At 39.8% G+C, this 26178-nt stretch carries 19 protein-coding genes; 7 read left to right on the top strand and 12 right to left on the bottom strand.

Features of this window, described 5'->3' with window-relative positions; translation table 11 throughout:
* The first annotated feature begins 480 nt into the window (after positions 1-480).
* Both BV372_RS11390 and BV372_RS11385 read left to right on the top strand, forming a co-directional pair.
* Entirely contained in the window at positions 481-1953 is a 1473-nt protein-coding gene (locus tag BV372_RS11390; RefSeq protein WP_086686610.1) for a TldD/PmbA family protein, read from the top strand.
* Positions 1954-2211: 258 nt separating this feature from the next.
* A complete protein-coding gene (locus BV372_RS11385; protein WP_086686609.1) occupies positions 2212-3552 on the top strand; it encodes a TldD/PmbA family protein in 1341 nt (446 codons plus the stop codon).
* A gap of 67 nt (positions 3553-3619) precedes the next feature.
* Here BV372_RS11385 and BV372_RS11380 read toward each other — a convergent pair whose 3' ends face one another.
* From BV372_RS11380 to mrdA (BV372_RS11350), 7 genes are all read right to left on the bottom strand, one after another.
* Positions 3620-4063 (bottom strand): pentapeptide repeat-containing protein, encoded by a 444-nt coding sequence (locus BV372_RS11380; RefSeq protein WP_086686608.1) that lies wholly within the window; start codon positions 4061-4063, stop codon positions 3620-3622.
* Positions 4064-4473: 410 nt separating this feature from the next.
* Positions 4474-4677, bottom strand: coding sequence for a hypothetical protein (locus BV372_RS37540; RefSeq protein ID WP_086686607.1), 204 nt, complete (start codon positions 4675-4677; stop codon positions 4474-4476).
* A gap of 185 nt (positions 4678-4862) precedes the next feature.
* Positions 4863-5441, bottom strand: coding sequence for a hypothetical protein (locus tag BV372_RS11370; RefSeq protein WP_086686606.1), 579 nt, complete (start codon positions 5439-5441; stop codon positions 4863-4865).
* A 581-nt stretch (positions 5442-6022) separates the two neighbouring features.
* Positions 6023-6709 carry a PHP domain-containing protein gene (locus tag BV372_RS11365; RefSeq protein WP_086686605.1) on the bottom strand — a complete coding sequence of 229 codons (687 nt, stop codon included), beginning with the start codon at positions 6707-6709 and terminating at the stop codon, positions 6023-6025.
* Between the two features lie 337 nt (positions 6710-7046).
* Positions 7047-8075, bottom strand: a complete 1029-nt coding sequence (purM, locus tag BV372_RS11360; protein ID WP_086686604.1) for a phosphoribosylformylglycinamidine cyclo-ligase — start codon at positions 8073-8075, stop codon at positions 7047-7049.
* 121 nt (positions 8076-8196) lie between these two features.
* A complete protein-coding gene (mrdA, locus tag BV372_RS11355) occupies positions 8197-10017 on the bottom strand; it encodes a penicillin-binding protein 2 (RefSeq protein WP_086686603.1) in 1821 nt (606 codons plus the stop codon).
* Between the two features lie 208 nt (positions 10018-10225).
* A complete protein-coding gene (gene mrdA / locus BV372_RS11350) occupies positions 10226-12070 on the bottom strand; it encodes a penicillin-binding protein 2 (protein WP_086686602.1) in 1845 nt (614 codons plus the stop codon).
* Between the two features lie 213 nt (positions 12071-12283).
* Between mrdA (BV372_RS11350) and BV372_RS11345 the strand changes: the two genes are divergently transcribed.
* From BV372_RS11345 to BV372_RS11325, 5 genes are all read left to right on the top strand, one after another.
* On the top strand, positions 12284-13411 hold the full coding sequence (locus BV372_RS11345; RefSeq protein WP_086686601.1) for an ABC transporter ATP-binding protein: 1128 nt from the start codon (positions 12284-12286) through the stop codon (positions 13409-13411).
* Between the two features lie 108 nt (positions 13412-13519).
* Positions 13520-13912, top strand: coding sequence for a four helix bundle protein (locus BV372_RS11340; RefSeq protein WP_086686600.1), 393 nt, complete (start codon positions 13520-13522; stop codon positions 13910-13912).
* Positions 13913-13925: 13 nt separating this feature from the next.
* The gene (locus BV372_RS11335) at positions 13926-15014 is read left to right on the top strand and encodes a PotD/PotF family extracellular solute-binding protein (protein ID WP_086686599.1); all 1089 of its coding nucleotides are present in this window, start codon (positions 13926-13928) and stop codon (positions 15012-15014) included.
* A 41-nt stretch (positions 15015-15055) separates the two neighbouring features.
* Positions 15056-15973 carry an ABC transporter permease gene (locus tag BV372_RS11330; protein ID WP_086686598.1) on the top strand — a complete coding sequence of 306 codons (918 nt, stop codon included), beginning with the start codon at positions 15056-15058 and terminating at the stop codon, positions 15971-15973.
* A gap of 74 nt (positions 15974-16047) precedes the next feature.
* Positions 16048-16509, top strand: coding sequence for a hypothetical protein (locus BV372_RS11325; protein ID WP_086686597.1), 462 nt, complete (start codon positions 16048-16050; stop codon positions 16507-16509).
* Positions 16510-16587: 78 nt separating this feature from the next.
* On the opposite strand, the gene BV372_RS11320 is transcribed toward BV372_RS11325, so the two are convergent.
* From BV372_RS11320 to BV372_RS11300, 5 genes are all read right to left on the bottom strand, one after another.
* Positions 16588-20166 carry a hybrid sensor histidine kinase/response regulator gene (locus BV372_RS11320; protein WP_086686596.1) on the bottom strand — a complete coding sequence of 1193 codons (3579 nt, stop codon included), beginning with the start codon at positions 20164-20166 and terminating at the stop codon, positions 16588-16590.
* Positions 20167-20381: 215 nt separating this feature from the next.
* Entirely contained in the window at positions 20382-23699 is a 3318-nt protein-coding gene (locus BV372_RS11315) for a GAF domain-containing protein (protein WP_086686595.1), read from the bottom strand.
* A 75-nt stretch (positions 23700-23774) separates the two neighbouring features.
* Complete coding sequence (locus tag BV372_RS11310; RefSeq protein WP_086686594.1) at positions 23775-24248, bottom strand: chemotaxis protein CheW; 474 nt, start codon at positions 24246-24248, stop codon at positions 23775-23777.
* Between the two features lie 52 nt (positions 24249-24300).
* Positions 24301-24666: a response regulator transcription factor gene (locus BV372_RS11305; RefSeq protein ID WP_086686593.1), complete on the bottom strand. Its 366-nt coding sequence runs from the start codon at positions 24664-24666 to the stop codon at positions 24301-24303.
* Between the two features lie 294 nt (positions 24667-24960).
* Positions 24961-26160, bottom strand: a complete 1200-nt coding sequence (locus tag BV372_RS11300; protein WP_179198052.1) for a response regulator — start codon at positions 26158-26160, stop codon at positions 24961-24963.
* Between the last annotated feature and the right edge of the window lie 18 nt (positions 26161-26178).

The following is a 26178-nucleotide window of genomic DNA, read 5'->3' as shown; positions in this document are numbered from 1 at the left end:
ATAAATTGTTGAGGGGTGACAAGCACACATCATTCGATAACCCGCAACTTGGGTTAATAGATACGTTAACTACATTTTTAAGCTTTTTAATATCTATTTGATGAAGAATTTGGCTATGTGTTACCACTAGATTCTCCTTAAAAAAACAATAAGACAGTACACTATAGATGCTAAAAAATATAAGTACAAATTATAGACTAGAGAATTAGAGAGACTAATAGCTACTTGTAGGAAGCGCCAGATATTAACAGAAACGCTTATGTTACCTCAACGCTGGTCAAATAATTTACTAAACATTAAAATATCTTACTTTCTCCCTTTCACCTTAGTTGTAGGCAAAAGTTTGGGTCAGATTGGGTTTCCCAGGTGAGGAAACCTCTACAGCCTAACTGCCGACTGCGGCTTTCACTGATTTGTTAGACTAAACACACTAGGAATTTTCGGTCAAATCTCTGAATACGCCAGCAGACGAGGCTATCCATGCTTACAAGTACGCTACTTCTCTCGAACCAACTCCCTAATTTACAATACTCTTCTACATCGGAACGATTCGATGACACTTGGGAAGCCCCTTTGGCTACCCTTTTGGGATTAGGACGCGCCGCTGGTGCTGACTTCATCGAATTTTATCTAGAGCGTCGCAATTATATTAGTTGCCTTGCTGAAGATGACTCTATTACCAGTATTTCACCAAGTCTCGCTACAGGTGCGGGAGTTCGAGTATTTCGTGGCAAAGCTGATTGCTACGTCAGCACCAATAATCTTTCGTTTTCCGGTTTAAAAGCAGCCTTAGAAAAAGGTCTTTCTATCTTAGGATTGCAATTACCCGCACCCAATGCTTTTATCCCAGAAATCAACCTAGAGTTACTCAGAGACTACGCCACAAAAAGAGGTAAAGATGGCTGGTTACCTCTGTGTAGCTCTATCCGAGAAATGGGAGAAGTTCTACTTGATGGTACTGCCCAATTGCAGAGAAAAGCTAGCCATGTGCAATCCCGCCGCGCTACTTATTTCCGCGATTGGCAAGAAGTATTAGTTGCAGCCAGTGATGGTACTTTTGCCCGTGACATTCGCCTCACTCAATCAGTAGGATTTAACCTTCTCTGTGCAGATGGAGCCAATCGCGCCTCCATTGGTGAACGTGCTGGTAATACCAGTGATGCCAACTTCCTGAGAACTTGGGATTACCAACAAGCTGCCGAGCAAATATCCGAATCGGCTGGTAAGATGCTCTACGCAGATTATGTAGAATCAGGCACTTACCCGATTATTATGGCCAATCACTTTGGCGGAGTAATCTTCCATGAAGCTTGCGGACACTTATTAGAAACTACTCAAATTGAACGTAATACTTCTCCCTTTGCTGATAAAAAAGGTGAGAAAATTGCCCACGAAAGCCTCACAGCTTGGGATGAAGGGCGAGCCGAAAATGCCTTCGGAACAATTGACATGGATGACGAAGGTATGCCTGCTCAAAGAACTCTATTAATTGAAAAGGGCGTTCTCAAGAACTTCTTAGCAGACAGAACTGGCTCTTGGCGTACTGGACACCCCAGAACTGGAAGCGGACGCCGCCAAAATTATACCTTTGCCGCTGCTAGTCGGATGCGTAATACTTATATCGCTACTGGCGAATACAATGTTGATGATTTATTTGCCTCAATTGATAAAGGCATTTACTGTAAAAAAATGGGTGGTGGTAGCGTAGGTGCTACAGGTCAATTTAACTTTGGTGTTGATGAAGCTTATTTGATTGAAAATGGCAAAATCACCAAACCTTTAAAAGGAGCGATTCTAATTGGTGAAGCTAAGGAAATTATGAATAAAATTTCCATGTGTTCTCAAGATTTAGAACTTGCACCTGGTTTTTGTGGTTCTGTTAGTGGCAGTATCTACACTACAGTCGGACAACCTCATATTAAGGTTGATTCTATTACTGTAGGCGGACGCTAATATTTACTACTTTATCGCTACAAGATTACTTTTTTATTTCTTCCTTAGTGCTTTTTGCGTCCTACCCTGCGGGAAGCCGCTCCGCGTCTATGCGGTTCGTTAAAGAATGTTTAGGTAGTCTTGCATGAGATAGCAGTAATTCCCATTTATTAGAACCACAGATGAACACAGATAAACACAGATAAAAATATTATCTATCTGCGTTCATCTGCGTTTATCGGCGGTTAGAAATCCAAAATCTAAAATTGACTATTGACTATGCCAACTATCAATGAGATTGCAAATTATGCCAAGGAAAATGCTGAAAAACTTGGCATCAAAAAATTTGACATTTATGGCTCAACTGTAGATGAAACTAGCGTACAAGTAGATCAAGGTGAGCCAAAACAAGTTAAAGCCTCTAATCGCTCTGGTGTTACTGTTCGTGTCTGGAATGAAGACAATACAATGGGTGTCACCAGCACGACAGATGTAGATCCTAAGGGATTGGAATTAGCTTTAAAAACAGCTTACGAAGCTAGTTTCTTTGGTGTTAAAGAAAATGTCCCTGATTTTAGCCCAGAGGCTACTGTTCCTATCGCCAATACACCTCACGATAAAGCACCCCAAGCACCTGTTGCTGAACTAATAGAAAAATTAGTGGTAGCTGAAAAAGAATTATTGTCAGCGCACCCAGCAATTAAAGGAGTTCCTTATAACGGCTTGGCGCAAAGAGATATTGACCGATTCTATCTCAATAGTGAGGGCGCGACCAGAACTGAATCTCACTCTTTAGCATCGGTATATCTTTATAGCAAAACAGAAGAAGAAGGGAAAAAACCGCGCAGTGCGGGTGCTTTTAGAATCAACCGTGGTGTAGATAATTTAGACATTGATGGTTGTATTCAAGAAAGTGCTGAGAAAACTATCAGTCACCTGAACTATGAAAAAGTCAAGTCTGGTAAATATTTAGTTGTTTTCTCTCCAGAAGCTTTCTTAAGTTTGTTGGGTGCTTTTTCTAACTTGTACAATGCCCAAAGTATTTTGGACAATCAAAGCTTATCTACTCCTGATGATTTAGGTAAGCAGATTGCTTCCCCTCTACTTTCGGTAGTTGATGATGCACTACATCCAGCTAACGTAGGTGCAGAAAGTTTTGATGGTGAAGGAACTCCTACACGTCAAGTTTCTCTAATTGAAAAGGGCATTTTAACAGGCTTTCTGCACAGCGCGGGTACTGCTAAAAGAATGAATGCCCAGCCGACAGGTAATGCCAGTATTGGCGCAAAAGTTAGCGTTAGCCCTAACTTTTTTCATGTATTTAGAGCCGCAGCTCCAGAGCAAGAATTAAGCTTGGAAACTGCGGAAAATGTGATTTTAATTGATGATTTACAAGCTCTCCATGCAGGAGTTAAATCTTTACAGGGTTCTTTCTCTCTACCCTTTGATGGTTGGCTAATCAACAAAGGTGTGAAGACAAGTATTGAGTCAGCCACTGTTGCTGGCGATTTCTTGGAACTTCTTAAGTCGATTATTTGTGTAGAAAAAGAAGTTGAGTTAACACCAGGAGGAGTTTGCCCCCGAATCTGGGTTAATGAACTCTCTATTACCGGAGAGTAAAACTTAAAGTTATGAGTTAGAAATTAGAGTTTTTTCCAGTAAACTTCTAATTTCTAACTTTTGGCTATCATTCGCCACCGCCAATACCAAGATTGATATCAAATCCATCAGCGCCTGTGATATTAGTGCCAATCATGACAGCACCATCTACTTGAGCGTTATGTAGATGAGCTTCGGTTAAGTTGGCATTAGTTAGGTTAGCGTTATTGAAGGTAGTACCACTAGCGAAGGCTTTTGTTAGATTAGCAGCCTCCAGATTAGCGCCTTCTAAATCAGCACCTTCTAAATTAGCGCCTCTTAAATTAGCACCTCTTAGATTGGCATTTCTTAAATCCGCACCAATTAAGTGAGCACCGCTAAGATTTACACCTCTTAAATCACATCCAGAACATACTCCGGTTTCTAGAAGGCGCTTTACTTGGGCTTGGTTTTGAGATGCTTGAGTGGGAATTGGAGCAGCTAGAGATAGGGTGCTGATTAAAGCTACTGCGGTCAACAATGCCTGTCTCATAATTTTTTCCTCCCATGATTATCCAGAAGCTAATCAATCATTGGAACAGTGGTAGACCTAGTTAACTACTTCTAAGCTTTTGGCAAATGACTTTAGTTAGTCTACGCAAATGTAAGGTTTGATTGGTAGCATACTTAACTTCTACAATTTTATTGTCTCACATTCTGGATTTATTTCTTCATGCAATGGGAGTAATTTATTACTTAATTTATATTTAAGTATTAATACCTGAGTTAGAGCAGGAAAACCACACTTTCGATATTTTACAAGTACTTGAGGTTAGGGTTAGAAATTGCTGTCTATGTATTTACTCTGCCTTCAAAACAAAATATACACTTTACTTTAAAAGTATTTCATAGAGTTGGTATGTAACACAGAATGCTATTGCTTATAAAGCAGCAATGTAGGAATCACTCAGTTTTGCCAGGACTAGCGATCGCCTGTGATTGAGTAAAATAGCGATCGCACCACAATTTTTCAGGTCTATCTTGATTGAAGCTTTTGACCACAAGCTCATTGCAATCACCAGACAGATCACACTTATGCGAAGGTAAAGCTCGTTTCCGTTCTTCATTACTATGTGTATCTGCGTAGGCGTAGTCCGCCTTAGGCATCGCTTGAGAGATTGCCTATGAGGGATAGCTGTTTCTAAAGCTTTGAGTAACATACCTGATTCAACTATCAGTGAGAATTCTTTAAGTTACATTCAAGCTCAGTACATTTGGGTAATAACTCTCAGTTTATCTAGTTTTTGCCTTAACCGAACCGTATTGGATGCGGAGTAGCCTGCGTCTAGATTTCAATTTATAAAAGTAAAGCTTGAGAGAACCCGCTCAAATACCCCTTGATTAAAAATGGTTGTGGGACGCCCCTGGTTAAAATTAAAAGGAGCCGACACAGTAATGATATATTTGCGATCGCGACTAAAGAACGCAACCTTTTTCTCTACCCCTAAAGTATTAGAAATGTAACTAATAGCAGCTTGATTAGCAACTTTAGTATTAGTAAACTTCTCGGCTGTGGGGTCGTTTTGCTTAACAATCTCAGTTAAACTACGATTTTTAGAATTAATCGATGTTGTATAAATAGAGATACTCTTAGGATATTCTGTAGGTGCTTTGTTTTTGATTAAACATTGTGCCAGTGTAAAACTGTTAGGATCAAACACGAGAATTCCATTGTTACGGACTGTCAAAGTTCTGTAGTTATTGGGAATATTAAAGCGATAGCCAAATCGTTCTTGACGAATAATTCTGGGTTTTATAGCAGCAGGAACTACGCCATTTTGGGGGCAAACTTGAGCCTGTACTAAATTGGGATGAGCAGCAAAAGTTACGCCTGTTAAGGCGGCTCCCAGTAAAAGATTTTTGAGTAGCATAATTTATTTATCTATATTTATTCTGCTAATTTCAACAAACTGAGCAGGTAGAGTTGATTAAAATGAAGGCTAGATCCAGATTTAAATATATTGACGATATTAGAAGATAGAAAGTGCCAAATAAACCTCGTCTACGTTGAAAACCTTGCCCAACGGGGCTTTGACGTTTGATTGTGTTGTCGTTGCTGGGGTGGTGTTGCTGCCAAATCAAGAGCTTGACAAATCTCACAATCAATTGCTTTTGCTGTTGCTAACAGTGGTAGTCGAAAAATTACTCAATCGCAGGTATTACCAGGATTAGAAAATTCTCTTTTAAAGGAATATTTTCGTCGTACTCGTCAAATGAATCAAAGTCAAGTTATTGCTTGGTTACTATCTCAATTTCAGCAATCGTGAAGAATAGACAGTAGATATTTTTATAAATAATTTTAGGATTGCTATAGCGAGATCAATTTGTATCAGATAGTATTGTTAAAATTTACTGGAAAAGCTTTACGTAAAGACTTTTAATCTAAAATCCAAAATAATATTAACCCCCTGGCTGGAAGAACCAGGAGTATTAAGAAAATATGCCTGCATCATTACAAACGTTGGAGTAGGCTTAAACCGTGGGTATCTGTGCCACAGGTATTGAAAAGACCGTATTCACCAGCCAACTGTTGCACTTGTTGTGATTCCGAAGAACTTGGTTTCCAAGGGTTGGGGTTGTTGTAAGCGTAGAAAGTTTCAACGCCATCAATTCCCTTTTCAGCAGCAGCGGGAATCAAATCTAAATGCGATCGCTTGTAACGCGCTGGATGAGCGAGTACAGCTAGTCCCCCTGCTTCATGAATAGCAGCAATCACCTTATTTGCTTGATATTCTGTGCCTGTAGTAGCTTTTCTTTGCAAATAGGGTTTCATGCTAGTGTGTTCTGGCTGGAAAGAGTAAGCCAAAATATGAACTTCAATATCCAAAAGGTTGGCATTAATTTCCACACCACTCCATAGATGGGGAATAGTTGCACCAGGATTATTCCACCTCCAGTCTTCTAACCAAGCTTTTGCCGCTTGATAGCCACCAATAGTATGATGGTCGGTGATTGCCAGCCCTTGTAGCCCAATGGCGATCGCTTGTTCTATTAAGGCTTGTGGTTGCAATCTGCCATCAGAGTGGACAGTGTGCATATGAAAGTTAAATAACCTTGGGCAACTTTGGGCATCAATATTCTGAAATACTTGCTTTAAAATTTCCGTCGAAGCACAAGTCCGAGCAAAGTTTACAACCATAACCCCCTCTGAGATAAAAATACGTTGTTCTAAACATTCCAACACGCCACACATTTACAGATAAGAAACCACCAACACTGTAAGCTAGTGCTGGTAGGTATTTTCTCGAATTTGACCGCAAATTTTTCAATATGTTAAGACTACGTTAGCAAATCTCAACGCTGACGGCCATGAGTATTTTCGATGGGAATAATCAGAATAGGTAACAAATACTGCCAAAATCTCATTGCAGATAATGGCAATCTTCATCGCATATACCTACTATCATCAGGCTTAGTAGAGCGCTCCTCAATACAAATCTTTAATACCGTTTATTTTACTGTATTAATTTATTCATTTATGTAAGCAATCCCACTAATGAATTAGAACCAGTAATTACTTCACCGATCGCAAAAGCTGGAATATCTTGTGATTGAAAGTAGGTAATTGCCTGTTCTACGTGAGTGGGTGGAACCAGCAGCACAAAGCCAATACCCATATTGAAGGTGTTGTACATTGCTTGGGCACTTACTCCTCCAGCTTCAGCCAACCATTGAAATACAGGGGGGATTGCCCAACTATTGGGGTCAACTTGAATTGCTTGATCTGTTCCTAAGCATCTGGGCAAATTTTCTGGCAAACCACCACCTGTGATGTGGGCCATAGCGTGAATTTCTAACCCTGCTTGACGTGCAGCTAGCACGGGTTTGACGTAAATTCGCGTCGGTTGGAGGAAAGTTTTGCCGATAGTTTCGCCACCTAATAATTCTGGGCGTTCACTCCAAGCGAATCCGCGTTCACTCACAATCTTCCGCACTAAACTCAAGCCATTACTGTGTATCCCAGCACTTGCAAGAGCGATCGCTACATCTCCTATCTGTACTTGGGAACCATCTAGCATCTGGCTTTTTTCGACAATTCCCACAGAAAAACCAGCCAAGTCATACTCACCCACTTGGTAGAAACCAGGCATTTCTGCTGTTTCTCCACCTAGCAAAGCACAACCAGCCTGCTTACACCCAGAGGCTATACCTGCAACAACCTCAGTTAGTTGCTCTTTCTCCAGCTTACCTGTTGCCAAATAATCTAAAAAAAACAGCGGTTCTGCCCCAGATGTCAGCACATCATTGACACACATCGCCACCAAATCAATGCCCACGGTATCATGGCGGTTAAGAATTTGAGCGATTTTTAGCTTTGTACCTACGCCATCTGTCCCGGAAACTAATACTGGTTCCCGAAAACCGCCTGGAAGTTGGAAGCAACCACCAAAACCACCCAGTCCACCAATGACTTCCGGCCTAAAGGTGCTGTGAACCAAATTGCGAATTTGATCTACAAAGGCTCGACCAGCCTCAACATCAACCCCTGCATCGCGATAATCCATTCCTGACTGCACTGTTATCAATCTGTTACAAACTCAGACCATCATCATACATCTTTATATTGTGGTACAGCTTTGGCTATGCACAATTTCTCTGTGATTGAGTTAAAAACCACTATAAGTCTTAAGTTTTTGGTTTTGCTGATTTCTGATACTTACCTGGATATTTCCGTTGGAAATATTCCTCCATTATTTCTAAAATTATTGGGGCAGCAATGCTACCACCACCACCACCGGAATGTTCAGCAAAAGCTACTATCAATAACTCTGGCTTATCGGCTGGGGCATAAGCACCAAACCAAGCGTGATTTTGTTTCACACCACGTTTCCAGGCTTCGGCTGTGCCACTCTTACCAGCTACAGGGGGAACTGTTGGTTGATTCAAAGCTTTACCTGTACCTTCTGCTACCACCTTCCGCAGCCCTTCCCGGAGAACCTTAATGGTTGTCGGCTGCATATCTAACGATGAACGCCAATTTTTTGCCTCTTCATGATCTTTGAGTAAATGCGGCTGGACTCGATAACCCCCATTAGCAGGCACAGCAAACATGATCGCGACTTGTAGGGGAGTGGTTTGTAAAGCACCTTGACCTATTGACATGTTAATACTGTCGCCTACAGTCCAAGGCATCTTCCACACTTTCTGCTTCCATGTCTGATCGGGAACTAAACCTTTTGTTTCTTCGGAAGCAAACTCAAAACCAGTTTTTTGCCCAAATCCATACTTACGAGTCCACTCAATTAAAGTGGGGCCACCAACTCCCCTACCAATTTGATAGAAGAAGGTATCACTACTCCACTGTAATGCCCCAACAAAACCCAAAGGTCCAAAACCTGCATGGTTCCATTCACCAAAAGTAGTGCCGCCAATATTTAAGGAACCGTAGGTTTGTAGCACTGTGTTAGGAGAAAATTTACCCGATTCCAAACCAGCTGTTGTGGTGACAATTTTAAAGGTACTGGCAGGTGGAAAGGCGCTGAGCGCGCGATTGACCAAGGGATGTTCTGCTCCTTGCACCGTTTCCCAATCTTTTTGCGAAAGTTTCTGCTTGGAGAAAATATTGGGATCGAAGGTGGGGTGAGACACCATTGCTAAGACAGCACCATTCTTGGGATCAATTGCCACGATCGCACCATTGCGATCGCCCAAAGCTTTTTCCGCTGTTCGTTGCATATCCAAATCTATGGTCAAGTGCAAATCGTTACCAGCTTTTGCCTGTTTTTCTCCCAAAACCCGCAGTGGTCGTCCAGCACCATCAACTTCTACCTGTTGACCCCCCCACTCGCCTCTGAGTGTTTTCTCATAGGCCTTTTCCACCCCCATCTGACCGATTACATCTCCCAAACGATAGCCATCTTGCTTCTTGTCTTTTAACTGTTCAGCAGTCAGCTCACGAGTATAACCCAGTACATGAGCCAGTTGCTTTCCGTGAGGATAATAACGCACAGCATCCAGATGGATTTCTACATCAGTTAGTTCGTTATGATACTCCTTTAATGCTGTAATCTCGGCTTCATCTAGGTCACGCGCAATCCTAATCAGCGATGAAGAATTCCTACCTGCTTCTTCAAGTTTTTTTTCAATGTCTGCTTGCGGAATTTCGAGAATTTTGGAGAGACGCGCACCCACAACTGGCCATGCAGGTTTGGTATGAGCCATTGGCCACAAATATACAGAACGAGGATAGCGAGTACTAGCTAAAAGTTTGCCATTGCGGTCAAAAATATTACCCCTTTCTGGCTGTTTGGGGATCATTCTAATGCGGTTGGACTCGGCTCGCTTGCGGTGAATTGAACCTTCAACAATTTGTAGGTATGCCAAACGCGCACCTATGGCACTTGTCATCAATAGAGTAAATATAATCAGAAATATAGGCTGAAAGCTTCTGCCAACTGTACGTGTATTTTTTTGTTTCCCAAGTGGAGTTGGTTGCAATAAGGCCATAGGACGAATAATTACTGCAAAATTAATATTAATGTGTATACATTGATGCTGAGCTTTTACCCAGCATTAAATACTATTTCACTGGCAAAAGTATAAAGGATGAACGACGACTTATGCACTTCAGCCTTTATAGTCCATAGTCAAGGGTCAAAAGTCCAAAGTCAAAAGCCTAGAATTGCTAAACTAATGACCATTGACCATTGATATATTAATCTCCAGTGCTACCTCCACCATTCTGATTCTTACCTTCAGACTCAGGTTTTTGATACTTGCCTGGATACTTATGCTGAAAATAAGCTTCTAGCACTTGTAAAGCCATCGGTCCACAAACAGTACCACCATGATCGCCAGAGTTTTCACCAAACCCCACCACAACAATTTCTGGCTTATCGCTGGGTGCATAAGCACCAAACCAAGTGTGATTTGGACGACCAACACCGGCTTCAGCAGTACCACTTTTTCCTGATGCTGGGGCAATCGTTGGCACATCCAAGCGTTTCCCTGTACCCTCACTTACCACCTTCCGCAATCCGTCCCGGAGAACGTTGATGGTTGTCGGCTTCATATTTAATGAGACTCGCCAGCTTTTTGCTTCTTCATGGTCTTTGAGCAAATGGGGCTTCACTCGATATCCACCATTAGCAGGTACAGAAAACATAATTGCTGATTGCAGAGGTGTCACCTGCAAAGCACCTTGACCAATTGACATATTAATAGTGTCACCTACAGTCCAAGGAATTTTCCAGGTTTTCTGCTTCCAATTCTCATCGGGAACTAGACCTTTTGATTCTTCGTTGGCAAACTCAATCCCAGTTTTTTGACCAAACCCATATTTGCGGCTCCATGCAATCAGATCCGGTCCCCCAACTTTTCTACCAACTTGATAAAAGAAGGTATCACTACTCATGGCGAGTGCTCTTGGAAATCCCAAAGGACCGAATCCAGCGTGATTCCATTCACCAAAAGTTACTCCACCCACGGTTAGCGAGCCGAAGGTTTGTAATACGCTGTCTGGCGAAAATTTACCTGTTTCTAAACCAGCTGACGCGGTAATAATTTTGAATGTACTAGCCGGTGGAAAGGCACTCAGAGAGCGATTGACTAAGGGATGATCTTTACCTTGTACTGTTTCCCAATCTTTCTGAGAGAGTTTTTGTTTAGAGAAAATATTCGGGTCAAATGTCGGGTGAGAGGCCATTGCTAAGACCGCACCATTATTCGGGTCAATTGCCACAACCGCACCTTGATATTTCCCTAAAGCTTGGTCTGCTGCTTTTTGCAAATTTAAATCTATAGTCAAGTGCAAATCGTTACCAGCTTTGGCTTGCTTTTCTCCCAAAACCCGGATAGGACGACCAGCACCATCTACTTCTACCTGCTGACCACCCCATTCGCCTCTGAGTGCTTTCTCATAGGCTTTTTCTACGCCCATTTGACCAATTACATCTCCCAGCCTGTAGCCTTCCACCTTTCTGTCTTTTAACTGTTCCGCAGTTAATTCCCTGGTATAGCCTAGTACATGAGCTAATGCTGCGCCGTGAGGGTAGTAGCGAACAGCTTCTGTATTAATTTCGACTTCAGGAAGTTCGTTAGCATACTCTTTCAATGCAGTAATTTGTGCCTCGCTCAGATCCCGAGCAATCCTGATGAGTGAAGAAGAATTAGCACCTGCCTGTTTTAGTTTCTTTTCCATCTCATCTTGCGTAATGTTGAGAATTTTCTCCAAACGCGGTGCGACAACCGACCATGAAGGCTTAGTATGAGCCATCGGCCACAAATATACAGAATGAGGATAGCGAGTACTGGCTAAAAGTTTGCCATTGCGGTCGAAAATATTGCCTCGTTCTGGTTGTTTAGCAATCATGCGAATGCGGTTGGACTCTGCTCTTTGCCGCAGTTTTGGCCCTTCCACAATTTGTAAATAAGCTAGACGAGCATCAATACCAGCCGTCATCAATAATGTAAATCCGATTAAAAATATTGACTGAAAACCACGACCAACTGTACGTGTGTCTTTTTTGCTACCTGGTAGAGCCGATGGTAATAAAGCCATAAAACAAGATTAAAGATGTGGAAATTTTAGTATTACTTGTATACACGATCCCATAGACCACTACTCAGTATGAATCGTTAAATAATTGCGAGAATATCTTCCCGATCAATTGTTTTTGACGGATACAATGAACCAAAGTGCCATAGGTAGGCTGCTTAATAGACTACCTGAATGTGCACAATCACGTAAGCTCATGGCATTTTACTGAGGATTATGGCTCAAACTGTAACGCAGAATCAGGGGGAGATGATGGCTTTGCAGCCGCTTGATGTTGAGCTGCGTAACGTGTTCAAGTTTTTTAACCAAGAACCAGCAGTCAATGGAGTAGACTTGGACGTTAGACAAGGAGAATTCTTTAGTATCCTGGGTCCTTCTGGTTGTGGCAAGACAACTATATTACGTTTAATTGCTGGGTTTGAACAAGCTGATGCTGGTAAGGTATTGATTCAGGGTCAGTCTATGACCAATGTCCCGCCTTATCGCCGACCTGTCAATACAGTATTTCAAAGTTACGCATTGTTTAATCACCTGAATGTCTGGGATAACATTGCCTTTGGACTACGGTTGAAAAAAATTCGCAAACCAGAAATCGATCGCAAAGTCAAAGAAGCTTTAAAGCTGGTGAAAATGGAAAGTTTGCGATCGCGCTTTCCCAATCAACTTTCTGGTGGACAACAGCAACGGGTAGCCTTAGCCAGAGCTTTAGTCAATCGACCATCCGTCGTTTTACTCGATGAACCATTGGGAGCATTAGATTTAAAGCTGCGTAAGGAAATGCAGGTCGAGTTATTAAATTTACATAAAGAATTGGGATTGACCTTTATCATGGTGACTCACGACCAAGAAGAGGCGCTATCCTTAAGCGATCGCATTGCTGTGATCAATCAAGGCAAAATTGAGCAAGTTGGTACTCCCAGCCAAATTTACGAATTTCCTCGTACTTCCTTCGTTGCTGATTTTATTGGTGATACTAATTTATTTAGCGGTGAAATTGTGGCGGTAGAAGCCTCTACAGTCCAAATTGAGACAAAAACCGGACTGACAATTGTTGTCACTCGTTATGAAGAAACACCTGCTGATCTATCGCAACCAGTAGTAGTCAGCGTCCGCCCAGAAAAAATTCAACTTTCGCTTTATCCGCCTAGTTTGCCAAGTAACTGTTTTGAAGGAAGGCTTGTCAACATCATGTATTTAGGGACTCACGTCAATTATGTTGTGGAATTAATCAACGGCATCAGCATTAATGTTTTGCAGCCTAACACCTTTGGTAGCTTACCAGATGCTGATACACCCATCTATGCTTGGTGGACAGAAAGTGATTGTTTGGCTATTAGTCAATAGGCTTTTGTCATTGGTCATTTGTCATTTGTCATTTGTGTTTAGCTAATGACAAAAAATAAATATCAATCATAATTGCTGGAAAATATATAAACTATTAGCAACTAATAAATGTCGACTAAGCGTTTCCAGGAGTTACAAGTTTATCAATTATCAGAACAATTAGCAGATGACATTTGGAAAATAGTTGACGGATGGCATTTCTTTGCCAAGGATACAATTGGTAAACAGATTGTACGTTCCGCAGATAGCATAGGAGCAAATATAGCAGAAGGCTTTGGCAGAGGTAGTTATCAAGAAAATAAACGTTTTGTCAAGATAGCGCGAGGCTCATTAAATGAAACTCAACATTGGCTAAGACGAGCTTACACTCGTAATCTTTTAACTACTGAACAGATAAATTCAATACTAATAATCATTAATGAACTAGCACCAAAATTAAACTCATATCTCAACTCAATTGGTAATCTACCAAATGACAAATCACAAATGACTAATGACTAACGACAAATGACAAATGACTAACAGACGAAAATTTTTACAAGGAATAACAGCACTTTCTAGCTTGTCATTAGCTGGGTGTGGTTGGAGGTTGGCTGATGTAAGAGCTAATGCTAATAAAATTTCTGGTCAACGCGATCAACTGTATATCTATACCTGGACGCAATATACAGACAATCAATTACTAAAAACTTTTAGTACTCAAACTGGGATGAAAGTCCTAGCAGATGTATATGACTCCAATGATGTCATGCTAGCTAAATTGCAAGCTGGAGGCGGTAGTAATTACAGCATTATCTACCCATCTGACTATATGGTGCAAAAGATGGTAGAGAAAGATTTACTCATAGAAATAAATCATGAGCGCTTAATCGGATTAGAGAATTTATTTCCACGTTTTCAAAATCCAACTTATGACATCAAAAACCGCTACAGTATTCCCTTTAATTGGGGCACAACAGGTATAGTTTATAATTCCGAAATCCTCAAAGATGCACCAGAAGATTGGGATTATCTTTGGCAAAATCAAGAGAAACTTAAAAAACGGATGACTTTGCTGAATGATGTCCGTGAGGTTATGGGTGCAGTGTTGCGGATGCTAGGTTACTCCTACAATTCACAGGACGAAACTCAAATTAAACAAGCTTATGAAAAATTGAAAGAACTTAAACCCGGAATCACTGCCTTTGACACCGAAGCTTGGCAAAATCAAATTCTGGCTGGAGATTTATTATTGGCAATGTGTTATTCGGCAGATGCAATCCGAGTCAGCAGAGAAAACCCTAAATTGAAGTATGTAATTCCTCGTAGTGGTTCTTCATTATGGACTGATACGCTCGTAATTCCTAAAACAGCCCCAAATACAGATGGAGCCTATGCTTGGATTAACTTTATTTTACAGCCAGAAGTAGCTGCCCAAATTAGCCTACGTCTTAATATTGCAACTCCTAATCTCTCCGGCTTCGAGCAATTGCCAATCAACTTCCAGCAAAATATCAGTTTATTTCCTCCAGAGTCAATTATAGAAAAATGTGAACGTATTCGTCCTTTAGGAAAATTTGATGAGATTTATGAACGCTATTGGACTCAATTAACTAGCAGTTAAAAAATTAAAATATTTTAAAGTTTAAATATCTAAATAAAATTATGTCTAATCAACATTCTGAAACTCAAATCTCTTCACGAACTTATATTGCAAAAGTCCAGAAATGGCAGTATTCAAATTCAAATTGGTTCCAACCCTTAGTATTACTGGCACCCTCTGGTATTTGGTTATTACTGTTACTGGTATTACCCACATTAATAATTTTCGAGTTGAGTTTAGTGCCAGATATCCGACCAGGGGATTTAGTCAATCCTAGTGGATTACAAAACTATATGCGGATATTTGATCCACTTTATGTTCAAGTAATTCTGCGTTCACTTGGTTTGGCAAGCAGTACCACAATCATTTGTTTAATTCTTGGTTTTCCTGTTGCTTATTGGATTGCTCAAATAGCACCAAAACGCTGGCGAAATTTATTGTTATTAAGCTTTATTTTACCTTTGTGGACTTCTTCTTTACTGCGCTCCTATGCTTGGATTACCATTCTGCGTCCTAGTGGTTTATTAAATACTTTATTAAAAAGTTTACATTTCCATCCTTTAGAATTACTGAATAGGACACCTTCTGTCTTAATTGCTATGAGCTATAGCTTACTTCCCTACATGGTTTTAATTTTATATGCCTCTCTAGAAAAGTTAGATATACGCTTACTAGAAGCAGCAGCAGATTTAGGAGCAAATCCTAGACAGACTTTTTGGAAAGTGACAGTACCGCAAATCTTGCCAGGGCTTACTGCCGGTTCTATGCTGGTATTCATTACAGGATTAGGAGATTTTGTGAATCCAGAATTACTAGGTGGTGCCTCTAGTATGACAGCTGCAAGATTAGTATATAACCAGTTTCTTGGTGCTACCCAAAATTGGGGGTTTGGTTCAGCTTTGAGTATGACATTAATTTTGCTAGTTAGTGTTGCGATCGCCCTGATAATTAAGTTTGGCGAGGCTACGCCTAAGCGTTAATCAGAACTCGAAGGAAGTGTAAAGTGATGTATTTACTTACATAATCTATCCTAACAACTGGAGATTAAGTAAAAATGGCAGAAAATACTTCCCCAGCAAGACGCTTTCGGAAATCAATTCTTTCAGAATTCCAAAAATATCAAGCTAGCCCCGATTCTGACAGTGATACAGCCTTCCGTAAATATCTTGAATGTGAATATGAAAATGCAAAAATTAGGCTATTAAACCTACTTAATGAAGGTGCACTAGAGTTAGTTTTAAAGGATAAAAGAAATGGTTTATTTATAATTAGTATCGGACTTTTTACATTTGGAAACTTGGATGTTGCTGAAGATATTTTAGATAACATTCCAGCTGGAAGAGTACCAGCAAATCATCTTGCTGGGGTTTTGAGTAGACTTCTACCATTACCTGCTGGTTTCAGTCCGCTTGAAAATCCCGCAGTAGTTAAGGAATGGTTAAAAGAAAACCGTTTTCGGTTAATTTGGGATGAAAGTTTAGAGAGATATAGGATAAAAAATATTGAGATTGGCTAATGTAGTAAGAACTTTAGTCAGATTCGCTAAAGCCCTCACTAGAAACTTTTAATTATTTACACTGCTTTACTTAAATAGCTAACGACTCATAACCAAATTAGTATATTGATCGCTGCGCTTGTTGATTAAATCACCGACAATAGAGAGTAATTTATCCTCTAGATAAGGTTTAGTTAAGTAAGCTGTTGCACCCAAAGCTTGAGCAAGCTGGCGATGTTTTTCAGCACTGCGAGAAGAGAGAATTACTATAGGTATTTCAGTAAAACTTGGGTTGTGACGGACATTAGATAAAAATTCAAAGCCATTCATGCGTGGCATTTCTAAATCGGAAATTACCACTTGAATTTCAGGATGCATCTGCAATTGCTCTAGAGCTTCTACACCGTTTTGTGCCTGTAATACTTGATACCCAGATTTTTGTAGAGTCAGAGAAAGAGTTTGGCGAAGACTAATTGCATCATCTACTACTAAAAGTACTTTTGATGACTTTTTATTTAGCGATAGAGACTGACTTAGCTGAAGTTGTGTAGTCTCTGTGGTAGAAGAAGGAGCTAGTAGAGGCGTAGAGTTAGAAATTGAACCCGGCAGAGTGAAAGCTTTTGTATTTGCCAAATAAGCTGTTGATGGTGCAGTGTTCTCCAATGTTGCTTGCATCTCGTAAGAGTCTAGCAACAGAGTAGGATCGATAACTAATATGAGATTACCACTAGCTAAACTACTGCAACCATAAATATATTTTGGTGGAGCGATCGCATTTCCCAAAGGTCTAATTACTAGTTCTTGTTCACCGATAATTTGGTCCACTTCTAAACCAAAAATTTCTTGATTACGCCGTAGTAATAAGACAGGATGCTTGGTAATTCCTGCGTCATAGGCAGTTGATAGATTATTTAAATTAATACTATTGAAAAATGATCCACTATAATACATTAACTCAGAAATTGGACGTAAGCTGACCATACGTTCATCTTCCGCAGTGTTATAATATAATACTTTTTTACCTTCAAATTCTTTGATTTGCTGTTCTGAGGGAATCAATATTTTTTCAACATTATCTAAGAGCAAAGCATAGAAAACACCACCTGCTTGCACTAACATTAATTTGTCGGTAGTCATAGAAAAAGGAATTTTTAATACAAATGTTGTGCCTTGGTTAGGCAATGATTTAACTGAAAAAGAGCCATTTAGAGATTGTATTTGAGAACGTACAATATCTAAACCTATACCACGTCCAGAAATTTCGCTTACCTGCTCGACGGTAGTGAATCCAGGTGAAAACATCAGTTCTAAAAGCTCTGATTCAGTTGCGTTATAACCATCGCCTCTAACTTGCTCTTGTGCTGGTATAAGATTTAGCTCAACAGCTCTTTTGCGAATTTTATCTAAATTCAAACCCTGACCATCATCCCGAACTTCAATAATAGTTTGACTACCCTGATTATAGGCACGAATTTCGATTAAAGCTTGTTCTGGTTTACCCAGAGATTGGCGTACTTGAGGCGTTTCAATACCATGATCAAATGCATTACGTACTAAATGCAACAGAGGTTCGTAAAGTTTTTCCGCGATCGCTTTGTCTACCAGTACTTCTGTACCTGTGAGCCTCAAATCTACAAATTTGGCATAAACATTTCCCATTTTTTTGACCATTTGAGGGAAACGATTCAGAATGTTTCCTAAAGGTGACATCCTTGCTTCTACTAAATTATCAATAATATTCAGGGTTAATCTCTGTTTCTTATCACTAATTTGAATAGCCTGAGTTAGCAATAAATCTAGGGATTCAGTGATTTCTTGTAGTTGCAGATTCTCTTCCATTGCTTCGTGCAACTTCATCTGAAATTCTGTATATGCATCCATTTCTAAAGCATCAAATTTCACAGACGCAAAATTTCGATTATGTTGGAAAGCATTATTTTGCATCTGGGACGGTAAATCACCTAATTGATTTAAAATTGTTTGTTGTTTACCGATACGTTGAAACAAATGCTCAATTATTTCTTTAAGTTGTTCATCTTGTAATATCCGCTGTTTTTGCTTAATCAGTAGTTCACCTGCTAAGTAATTAAGGCGTTGTAATCCCTCAGTATCTACTCGTACAAACGAGTGATGGCGAGAAGTTTTCTGAGCGGAAGTAGGTAATTTATCTTTAATTTCTCCTTCGCTTTGAATAGTAGAGTTAGCAATATCTATACCTACTAACTCCTTGAAAACTAATGATTCATCGTTTTGTTCTTCAGATTGAGTTTCAACAATCTCATGGATATGGTTGAAATTAGCTTCTCCTCCCCAAATTGTCTCTAATAGATGATCTGTTTCTGGAATAGATTTTTCTTGAAAAACTAACAGGTTTTTAAATTTTTGATTATCAATCCAATTTTTTTCCTGAGATGTAACAGCAGGAAATTTTTTATACTCTTTAGCTAATTTACCAATTTGCTGTTGCAGTGTTGGGATGACGAGAGCATCTTTATTTACTTGGTCATTTATGTAATGAAATTTAACGACAGCCAGGATAATTGTCAATATTACACCTTTACGATATATACAAAGGCTTTGGCTATCTTCTGTATCTTGTACAAACTCTAAAAATTTACTTAACCAATTTTCAATATAAGTGGCTGAATTTTCTCCTTCAGCAGCAACAAGGAGAGCCAAATTGAGTTCTTCTTTGCTAATTTCCATTTGGTGATTGAACCATCCGAAAATATAGCGAATCACTTTGATATAAAACTTAGCTTTCGCTGGTTTTAATGGCTGATTTTTAGTATTACCAGATGTTGTTAAAAATTTATATAATTCCTTGATTTCATTTCGCAAAGCAGCAGTAGTGACAGATGGTTTTGTGGTAGGTTCTGACTCATCTGTTACTATTTGTGTTAAATGGTGTAAAGCTGGATCGGGTTCGCCACCAGAAATGCGATCGCCTGCCAATACAGATGCTTGTGCCTGCTGTAAATTGGCGAGAGCAAGTTTCCCAATCTGATGTGCCTGCTTGGGGTTAGCTTTGAGTGCAGCTAGAATTGTTTGGGCGATCGCCCCAAATCCTGGTAGATTCAAAGATTCTGCCAACCCAACAAATACTTCAGCCTGAGAGTTTAGCAACTGCGAGAATTCTGTCGGATCTATTGTGCTATTGAGAGCATCAGCTATACTTTCTAAGCGTTGCTGTACTCCCACTTCAAAGATAGACTGAACAAGATCGAATCCCAATTCTTCCGAAGTAGGAATATGAGCCTCTGCACCAAAAGCATCACCCAGTTTTTCTTGTAACTGAGCAAACACTGAAGCTGCTCGTTGGAGGATTTCTTCACCATTCACAGCACTGCCTGTAAGTTCTGCGGTTAGTGCTAAACTAAGGCATTCGTAAGCTTGTATGATCAGAGTTTGTAATTGTTCATCAATGACAACCTTTGGGTTATATAGGGCATTAAAGACATCTTCTAGAGAATGGGCGATCGTGTGAATTACTTCTAGTCCAACATTAGCGGCTCCTCCTTTAATCGTATGAGTTGCCCGCATTAACTTATGCACTTTAGCTGTACTAAATTCTTCTGATAAGCTAAACAGTTCTTGCTCTATAATTTCTATTAATTCTGGAGCTTCAGCCAGAAAATAAATATAACCCTGTTCGCGAATATCAATGTCTGTAGTCATAATTTTTGATGTTAAATTAGGATTTTCAATTTAGAGGTTTATCCTTGCGGATTATGGTGGTTATTTAACATAAATTTGAGCGGTAGCTATTGGACAGAATTTCCCAGATTTGCAACAAGGGATTGGCAATAAGAGGTAAGCACCTTCAGCCTCTTAGCGCTTATTTATCCCCAAAAAGCTGCGCCCTTGGATGATTCAAAGGGCGCGATGCTCTATCAATTAACCTTAAACTTGCTTGCAGTTGCTAATAGTTCTTTTGCCATGCCTGATAACTCTTGAAAGACAACAGCCATTTCATGGGATTCATCAACAGTTTTGTGAGAAATTTCTGCTACATCTTTCATACTTGCAGTTACCTTAACAGACTGGTCCATTTGTTTTTGGGTTGCTTCGGTAATCCGCTGGATTAACTGACTAATTTCCGCAGTTGCACTCACAATTTCGTTCAAATTTTGTCTGGCATCACCCACAAGATTTGTACCTTCTACCACCTGTTGGATGCCTGTTTCCATAGCTACCGCTACTTCGCCTGTTTCTGCTTGAATCTCTTGGACTAATTTCTCAATTTCAATAGTAGCCGCTGCTGACTGGCGAGATAAAGAACGGACTTCATCAGCTACTACTGCAAAACCTTTGCCATATTCACCCGCACGGGTGGCTTCAATGGCTGCGTTGAGAGCTAGTACGTTTGTTTGTGTGGCAAAATTACTAATTAAATTCACCACTTTTGAGATTTTTTGCGAAGATTCACTAAGGCGTTTAATCTTTTTACTAGTTTGCGCAACGGTTTCGCGGATTCCTTGAATAGCTTGTACAGTTAGGTTCATAGCAGTGTCACCAGACTCTACAGTTTGGTTGGCTTGTTTTACTGCTACCCGCACTAACTCAGCATTAGCTACCACAGCTTGTGTAGAGTCAACCATCTGTTGAATTTCGTCTAAGGCTGCGGTCATATCTTCGGACTGTTGTTTTGCCAGGTTGGTTAGTCCTGCTAATGATGCTTCACTACTACCAGAAGTTTGCACAACTTGTTGGGCAGCGGCTTGTACCTGAATGACAATTTGCCGAAGTGCTTGCAGGGTATTATTGTAAGCGTCAGCAATTGTACCTAGCTCATCTTCTGTAATTGGTGCACGTACCGTCAAGTTACCATTTAGGGCCGGTCTCAGGGCTGTTAAGAGTTGAATAGATCGCTGTTGCAGTAACTCCTTAGCTGCCTTTTCTCGTGCGGCGGCTGCTGCTAATTGTGCTGACTGTGCCTGTGCTTGTTGCAAATACTCAGTTTGTTGTAACGCTAACCCTAACTGATCGCCAATGCGGGCGAGTAAACTGACTTGCGATTCTTCCCAATCACGAGTGCTGGAATTTTGATAAGCGGCCAGCAATCCCCAAAGTTTTTCTCCAAAAAATACTGGAACTATAATATAAGCTTTAACTTCAAATTGTTCTAAAATCTCGATATGGCAAGGAGCATGACCTACCTGATAGATATCATGAACAACAAAGTTTTCACCTTTGGCATAACGACCTCCTTGAGTTTCTTGTAAGTGGGTATCTTCCCAAACAGTTTTGATATCCGGACCTACGAGTTTTACCCAATTGTGACCCACTGACTCAGCCACAAATTCGCCACTCCAGTCAGGGTTAAAGCGGAATACACCCACGCGATCGCATCGCAGTAATTGCCTGATTTCTTGAGTAGATGTTTTAAAGATTTCTTCTACATCCAAGCATTGGCGGATGCGATTGACTAGTTTGGTGAAGGCTTTTTCTTGTTCGGCTATGTGAGCTAGTTTTTCCGATTTAACCCGCACCTGGTCAAGATATTCTATCTGCGATTTAGCTAGACTAAATTGCAAACCAATTTGAGCTAAAAAGTTTACTTCCCAACTTTGCCACTCACGAGTTCTAGAGTTTTGATAAGCTGCCAATAATCCCCACAATTTTTCTCCAGAGAAGATAGGAATTATCACAAAAGCTTTAGCTTCAAACTGCTCTAAAATTTCAATGTGGCAAGAAGTCAAACCCACTTGATACATGTCATTAACGACAAAGTTTTCTCCTCTGGCATACCTGCCTCCCTGAGTCGCCTGCAAGTGTGTATCTTCCCAAACAGTTTTAATATCAGGCCCTACCAGTTTTACCCAACTATTACCTACCGACTCAGCGATAAACTCGCCACTCCAGTCAGGATTAAAGCGATAAACACCGACGCGATCGCATCGCAGAGATTGGCGTACTTCTTGAGTGGTTATTTTGAAGACACTTTCGGCATCTAAAGATTGGCGGATACGGTTGACAATCTTAGTTAAAGTTTTTTCCTGTTCAACTATTTGAGTTAGTTGCTCAGTTTTTGCACGTACTTGTTCTAGATATTCTGCTTGTGAGATAGCTACACCAAATTGTGAACCAATCTGAGTCAAAACGTTAGCTTCCCAAGTTTGCCAATCACGAGGTCCAGAATTTTGATAAGCTGCTAACAAACCCCATAATTGTTCCCCAGAAAATATAGGTGCAATTATGTAAGCTTTCATTTCAAACTGCTCTAAAATATCAATGTGACATTGAGCATGACCTGCTTTATAAATGTCCTTGACTACAAAGGTTTCACCCTTGGCATAACGACCTCCCTGTGTTTCTTGTAAGTGGGTATCTTCCCAGACCATTTTCAAATCGGGTCCCACCATTTTTACCCAACTATTACCCACCGACTCAGCCACAAACTGCCCACTCCAATCGGGATTGAAGCGATATACCCCGACGCGATCGCATTTCAGTAGTTGGCGGATTTCGTGAGTAGTTGTTTGAAATATTTTCTCGACAGATGATATGTGGAGAATTTTCTCGATAACTTTGGCTACCGATTTCTTCGCCAGCGTTTCCTGTTGCAGCGCTGTTTGGGTTGTAAAGTTGTGTAATCTGTAGGTAAGTTCTGTGGAAATTTGGGACAGTAGAGTGATTTCTACTTCTTGCCAATGTCGTGCTGAAACACAATTATTTACTACTAGTAAGCCCCAAACTTTACCCTCTACTACAATTGGTAGGCTCAAACTAGCTTTAACTTGAAATTTTTCTAGTAGTTGTTTCTGATAAGGGGTAAGTTGTATTTGATTAATATCATCAATAGCTACAGGTTCTAAATAATCTGAACCGCTATACAAGCCAAAAGTAATGCCTGGAAGATTTTCGCCTAGAGTCGGTGTCCAGCCTAGGCTTCTAGATTCTGCTAAAACAGTCCCAGCATCAGAGCTAGTAAACTGATAAATCAAGGCGCGATCGCCTGCAATTTTCTCCCTGATTTGTGCTACGGTAACTTTGAGTAAAGTATCAATATCTGGAGCTTGGCGTATCTGACTAGTAATACTTTGCAACTGCTGCCGCCAACTTTTAAATTCCTCAGCTATGGCATTTAATATAGATAATTCATCACTAGCTAGATTTGCTATATTAGTGCTACCGTTCTGATTTTCTAACTTTTCTAAATCGGTAACAATATTACTATTTTCTTGACCATTGTTATACAATAATGTCATTTTAAAAACCCCAATAATTGTTATTATTAATAATCTGATACTTTCCGATATTGAATTTCCATTTATTGAAAATTTTTAATTATGATTGCCCCACATAGGCGCTTGGATAATCGCCAAGGCATCTAAATTAAACACAATTCCTGTGTCAGGCTTTATAAAGTATCCATTTAGAAAAGGTGATATGACTGGATAAAATAGTTCAGCAGAGGGGGCTTTCATTTGCTCAGTATTTAACCACTCAATGTCTGTAAGTTGATGTACTAATAACCCCAAATATTTACCCTCATTTTCTAGCACTATTGCCATCATTTTTGAAACTAAATTGGGGCTTTGTAACAACTGCGGATAGCCTAGCATCTCTTCTAAATCAACTAACCAAAGCATTTCTCCACGCCAGTTGTAGATACCCAAGACGCAATTGGGCATCTGAGGCACACCACAGATTTCTGTTAATGATACTTGTAGTACTTCTGCAATGTGCTGTAACGGAATTACAGCTAAGTCATTGGTTCCTAAATTAAAACTTAAAAACTTTTGCTTAGTCTCCAAAGTTTTTTGTCCTTTTTCGTAAATGATTATGTGTTTGCACCTAAATCAAGATTTAATGATTGATTAATCTCTGTAAAGTGCCTACCAATTCTTCTCTATTGATAGGTTTTGATAGATATGCTTCTGCGCCAAGCATATTACCCCAAATCTTATCCACATCACTGTTTTTCGTTGAGCAAAAAACAACAGGAATTTTACTAGTATTAGGATTAGTTTTCAGTTCTCGACAAATTTCATAGCCACTTTTACCAGGTAAAATTACGTCAAGAAATATTACATCGGGCTTAGTTGTGTCTATTTTGTCTTGAGCTTCCTCACTACTTTTAGCGCTCATCACGTAGTATCCTGCCTGTTGTAAGTAACTGCTGATAATTTCCATATCAGTCAAACCATCTTCAACAACTAGAACAGTGTTCATGATAATTACCAATTAAATTTCTAGATAATTTTCACCAAAACAGAATTTGGTTTTGTTATAATACTGAGCCATTTTTTACTTATTAACCTCAGAGAAAGCACTTAAAAAACATTTTTTAAATTGACATTGACAAATATCTATGAATTAAAAAGTAATTGAAACTTTATTCATAAATACCTACTTGTTGAGGTTTTGTTATTTATCTCTCTAAACTGAGAATTTGCCGATAATTTGATAGTTTGTTTTCAAACCAAATTCCATCAGGAACAGTCTCATCACCAAGGAGAAATATAATTACAATCTGTCAGTTTTAGAGGTGTTTGTCTTGGTAGATGAAGCGGGGATAGGTAAATACTTACGCACTATACCCATTACCTTATCGCTCGCTACAGGTTTAGTGAGAAAATCTGTAGAACCAGCTACTTTAGCGCGAACTCTATCTAAAAGACCATCATTGCCTGTTAAGATAATCACTGGTGTGTTAGCAAAGCTAGAAATTCGCCGCAGCTGAGTGCAAATTTCGTAACCACTGGCAATAGGCATCATCAAATCCAAAAAAATTAAGTCTGGCTTATCCTGAATCAGAGTTGGTAGAGCTTGCACAGCATCTTGAATTTTGATGAATCTTAGCCCATGTGCAGTAATAATCTCCTCCAGAATTTTACAGACTTGAGGACTGTCATCTACACAAGCTATCAATGGAGCAGTTAGTTTCTTTGGTGGTGTAGCTGTAGGATTTTTTTGGGCTTCAATGACTGTTAAGGGTAAGTCGGGTACTTCTACTAGTTCAATAATGCCTTTGAGGATATATGGCAGTAATGAACGAGCAACAGGCATCACACTTTGTTTCATTTTTACAGCTAAATCTCGCAGAGTGTGTTTGCCATTAATCAAAGTTATAAAGTTGTTGTAGACAGAAGAACTTACCAAATTCTGGAGTTGTTCTGGTTTCCGCAGAACTGGTGCTAAATCAGGATATAAATTTGTCAAACCAGCCTCCGACCAAATCTTCCACGACTCTTGCATCTGCTTCAAAGAAATATCTGCACTCGTGAAGCTCATTGGCATTTCTAAGATCACTTGTTGGCTGCGATGACAAGTTACAGAAGTAAAATCTGACTCCTGAGCTAGATCAAAGAATAATTCTGCTATCGTGTTGTCTACAATAGAGTGTATTTGTTCTCGCTGAATTTTTTGTTTTTTATATAAGATTTCCAGGAGACGATAATCCCAATAATCGTTTGATATATCGTCAGGACTTAAACGTATCTTATCTACATCAATTTGCGGACAATATTGAGCCATCTGTCTGCGCCAACGCCGGAAAGGATGAATTCCTCCTGCTGCCCAAACTATTCTTCCCAGTCGATAATAAAAAATCCATTGGTGCCCTTTTGAACTTTTAATATTTAACTGCCCATTGTATTGAAGCTGATTACAAGTTTTAAATTCATTTAATAAGTTATTTGATATCATTAGTTCTTGGTGGGTCATACATTGTCCTTTTACTAA

The organism is Nostoc sp. T09, assembly GCF_002154695.1.
Lineage (GTDB): Bacteria > Cyanobacteriota > Cyanobacteriia > Cyanobacteriales > Nostocaceae > Aulosira.
This window is presented reverse-complemented; position numbering and strand designations above follow the sequence as displayed.

Bases quoted from the DNA above. Each gene is read 5' to 3' on its own strand.
- BV372_RS11390 (WP_086686610.1), top strand. From the start codon at position 481: ATGCTTACAAGTACGCTACTTCTCTCGAACCAACTCCCTAATTTACAA.
- BV372_RS11385 (WP_086686609.1), top strand. From the start codon at position 2,212: ATGCCAACTATCAATGAGATTGCAAATTATGCCAAGGAAAATGCTGAA.
- BV372_RS11380 (WP_086686608.1), bottom strand. From the start codon at position 4,063: ATGAGACAGGCATTGTTGACCGCAGTAGCTTTAATCAGCACCCTATCT.
- BV372_RS37540 (WP_086686607.1), bottom strand. From the start codon at position 4,677: ATGCCTAAGGCGGACTACGCCTACGCAGATACACATAGTAATGAAGAA.
- BV372_RS11370 (WP_086686606.1), bottom strand. From the start codon at position 5,441: ATGCTACTCAAAAATCTTTTACTGGGAGCCGCCTTAACAGGCGTAACT.
- BV372_RS11365 (WP_086686605.1), bottom strand. From the start codon at position 6,709: ATGGTTGTAAACTTTGCTCGGACTTGTGCTTCGACGGAAATTTTAAAG.
- purM (WP_086686604.1), bottom strand. From the start codon at position 8,075: ATGGATTATCGCGATGCAGGGGTTGATGTTGAGGCTGGTCGAGCCTTT.
- mrdA (WP_086686603.1), bottom strand. From the start codon at position 10,017: ATGGCCTTATTGCAACCAACTCCACTTGGGAAACAAAAAAATACACGT.
- mrdA (WP_086686602.1), bottom strand. From the start codon at position 12,070: ATGGCTTTATTACCATCGGCTCTACCAGGTAGCAAAAAAGACACACGT.
- BV372_RS11345 (WP_086686601.1), top strand. From the start codon at position 12,284: ATGGCTCAAACTGTAACGCAGAATCAGGGGGAGATGATGGCTTTGCAG.
- BV372_RS11340 (WP_086686600.1), top strand. From the start codon at position 13,520: ATGTCGACTAAGCGTTTCCAGGAGTTACAAGTTTATCAATTATCAGAA.
- BV372_RS11335 (WP_086686599.1), top strand. From the start codon at position 13,926: ATGACTAACAGACGAAAATTTTTACAAGGAATAACAGCACTTTCTAGC.
- BV372_RS11330 (WP_086686598.1), top strand. From the start codon at position 15,056: ATGTCTAATCAACATTCTGAAACTCAAATCTCTTCACGAACTTATATT.
- BV372_RS11325 (WP_086686597.1), top strand. From the start codon at position 16,048: ATGGCAGAAAATACTTCCCCAGCAAGACGCTTTCGGAAATCAATTCTT.
- BV372_RS11320 (WP_086686596.1), bottom strand. From the start codon at position 20,166: ATGACTACAGACATTGATATTCGCGAACAGGGTTATATTTATTTTCTG.
- BV372_RS11315 (WP_086686595.1), bottom strand. From the start codon at position 23,699: ATGACATTATTGTATAACAATGGTCAAGAAAATAGTAATATTGTTACC.
- BV372_RS11305 (WP_086686593.1), bottom strand. From the start codon at position 24,666: ATGAACACTGTTCTAGTTGTTGAAGATGGTTTGACTGATATGGAAATT.
- BV372_RS11300 (WP_179198052.1), bottom strand. From the start codon at position 26,160: ATGACCCACCAAGAACTAATGATATCAAATAACTTATTAAATGAATTT.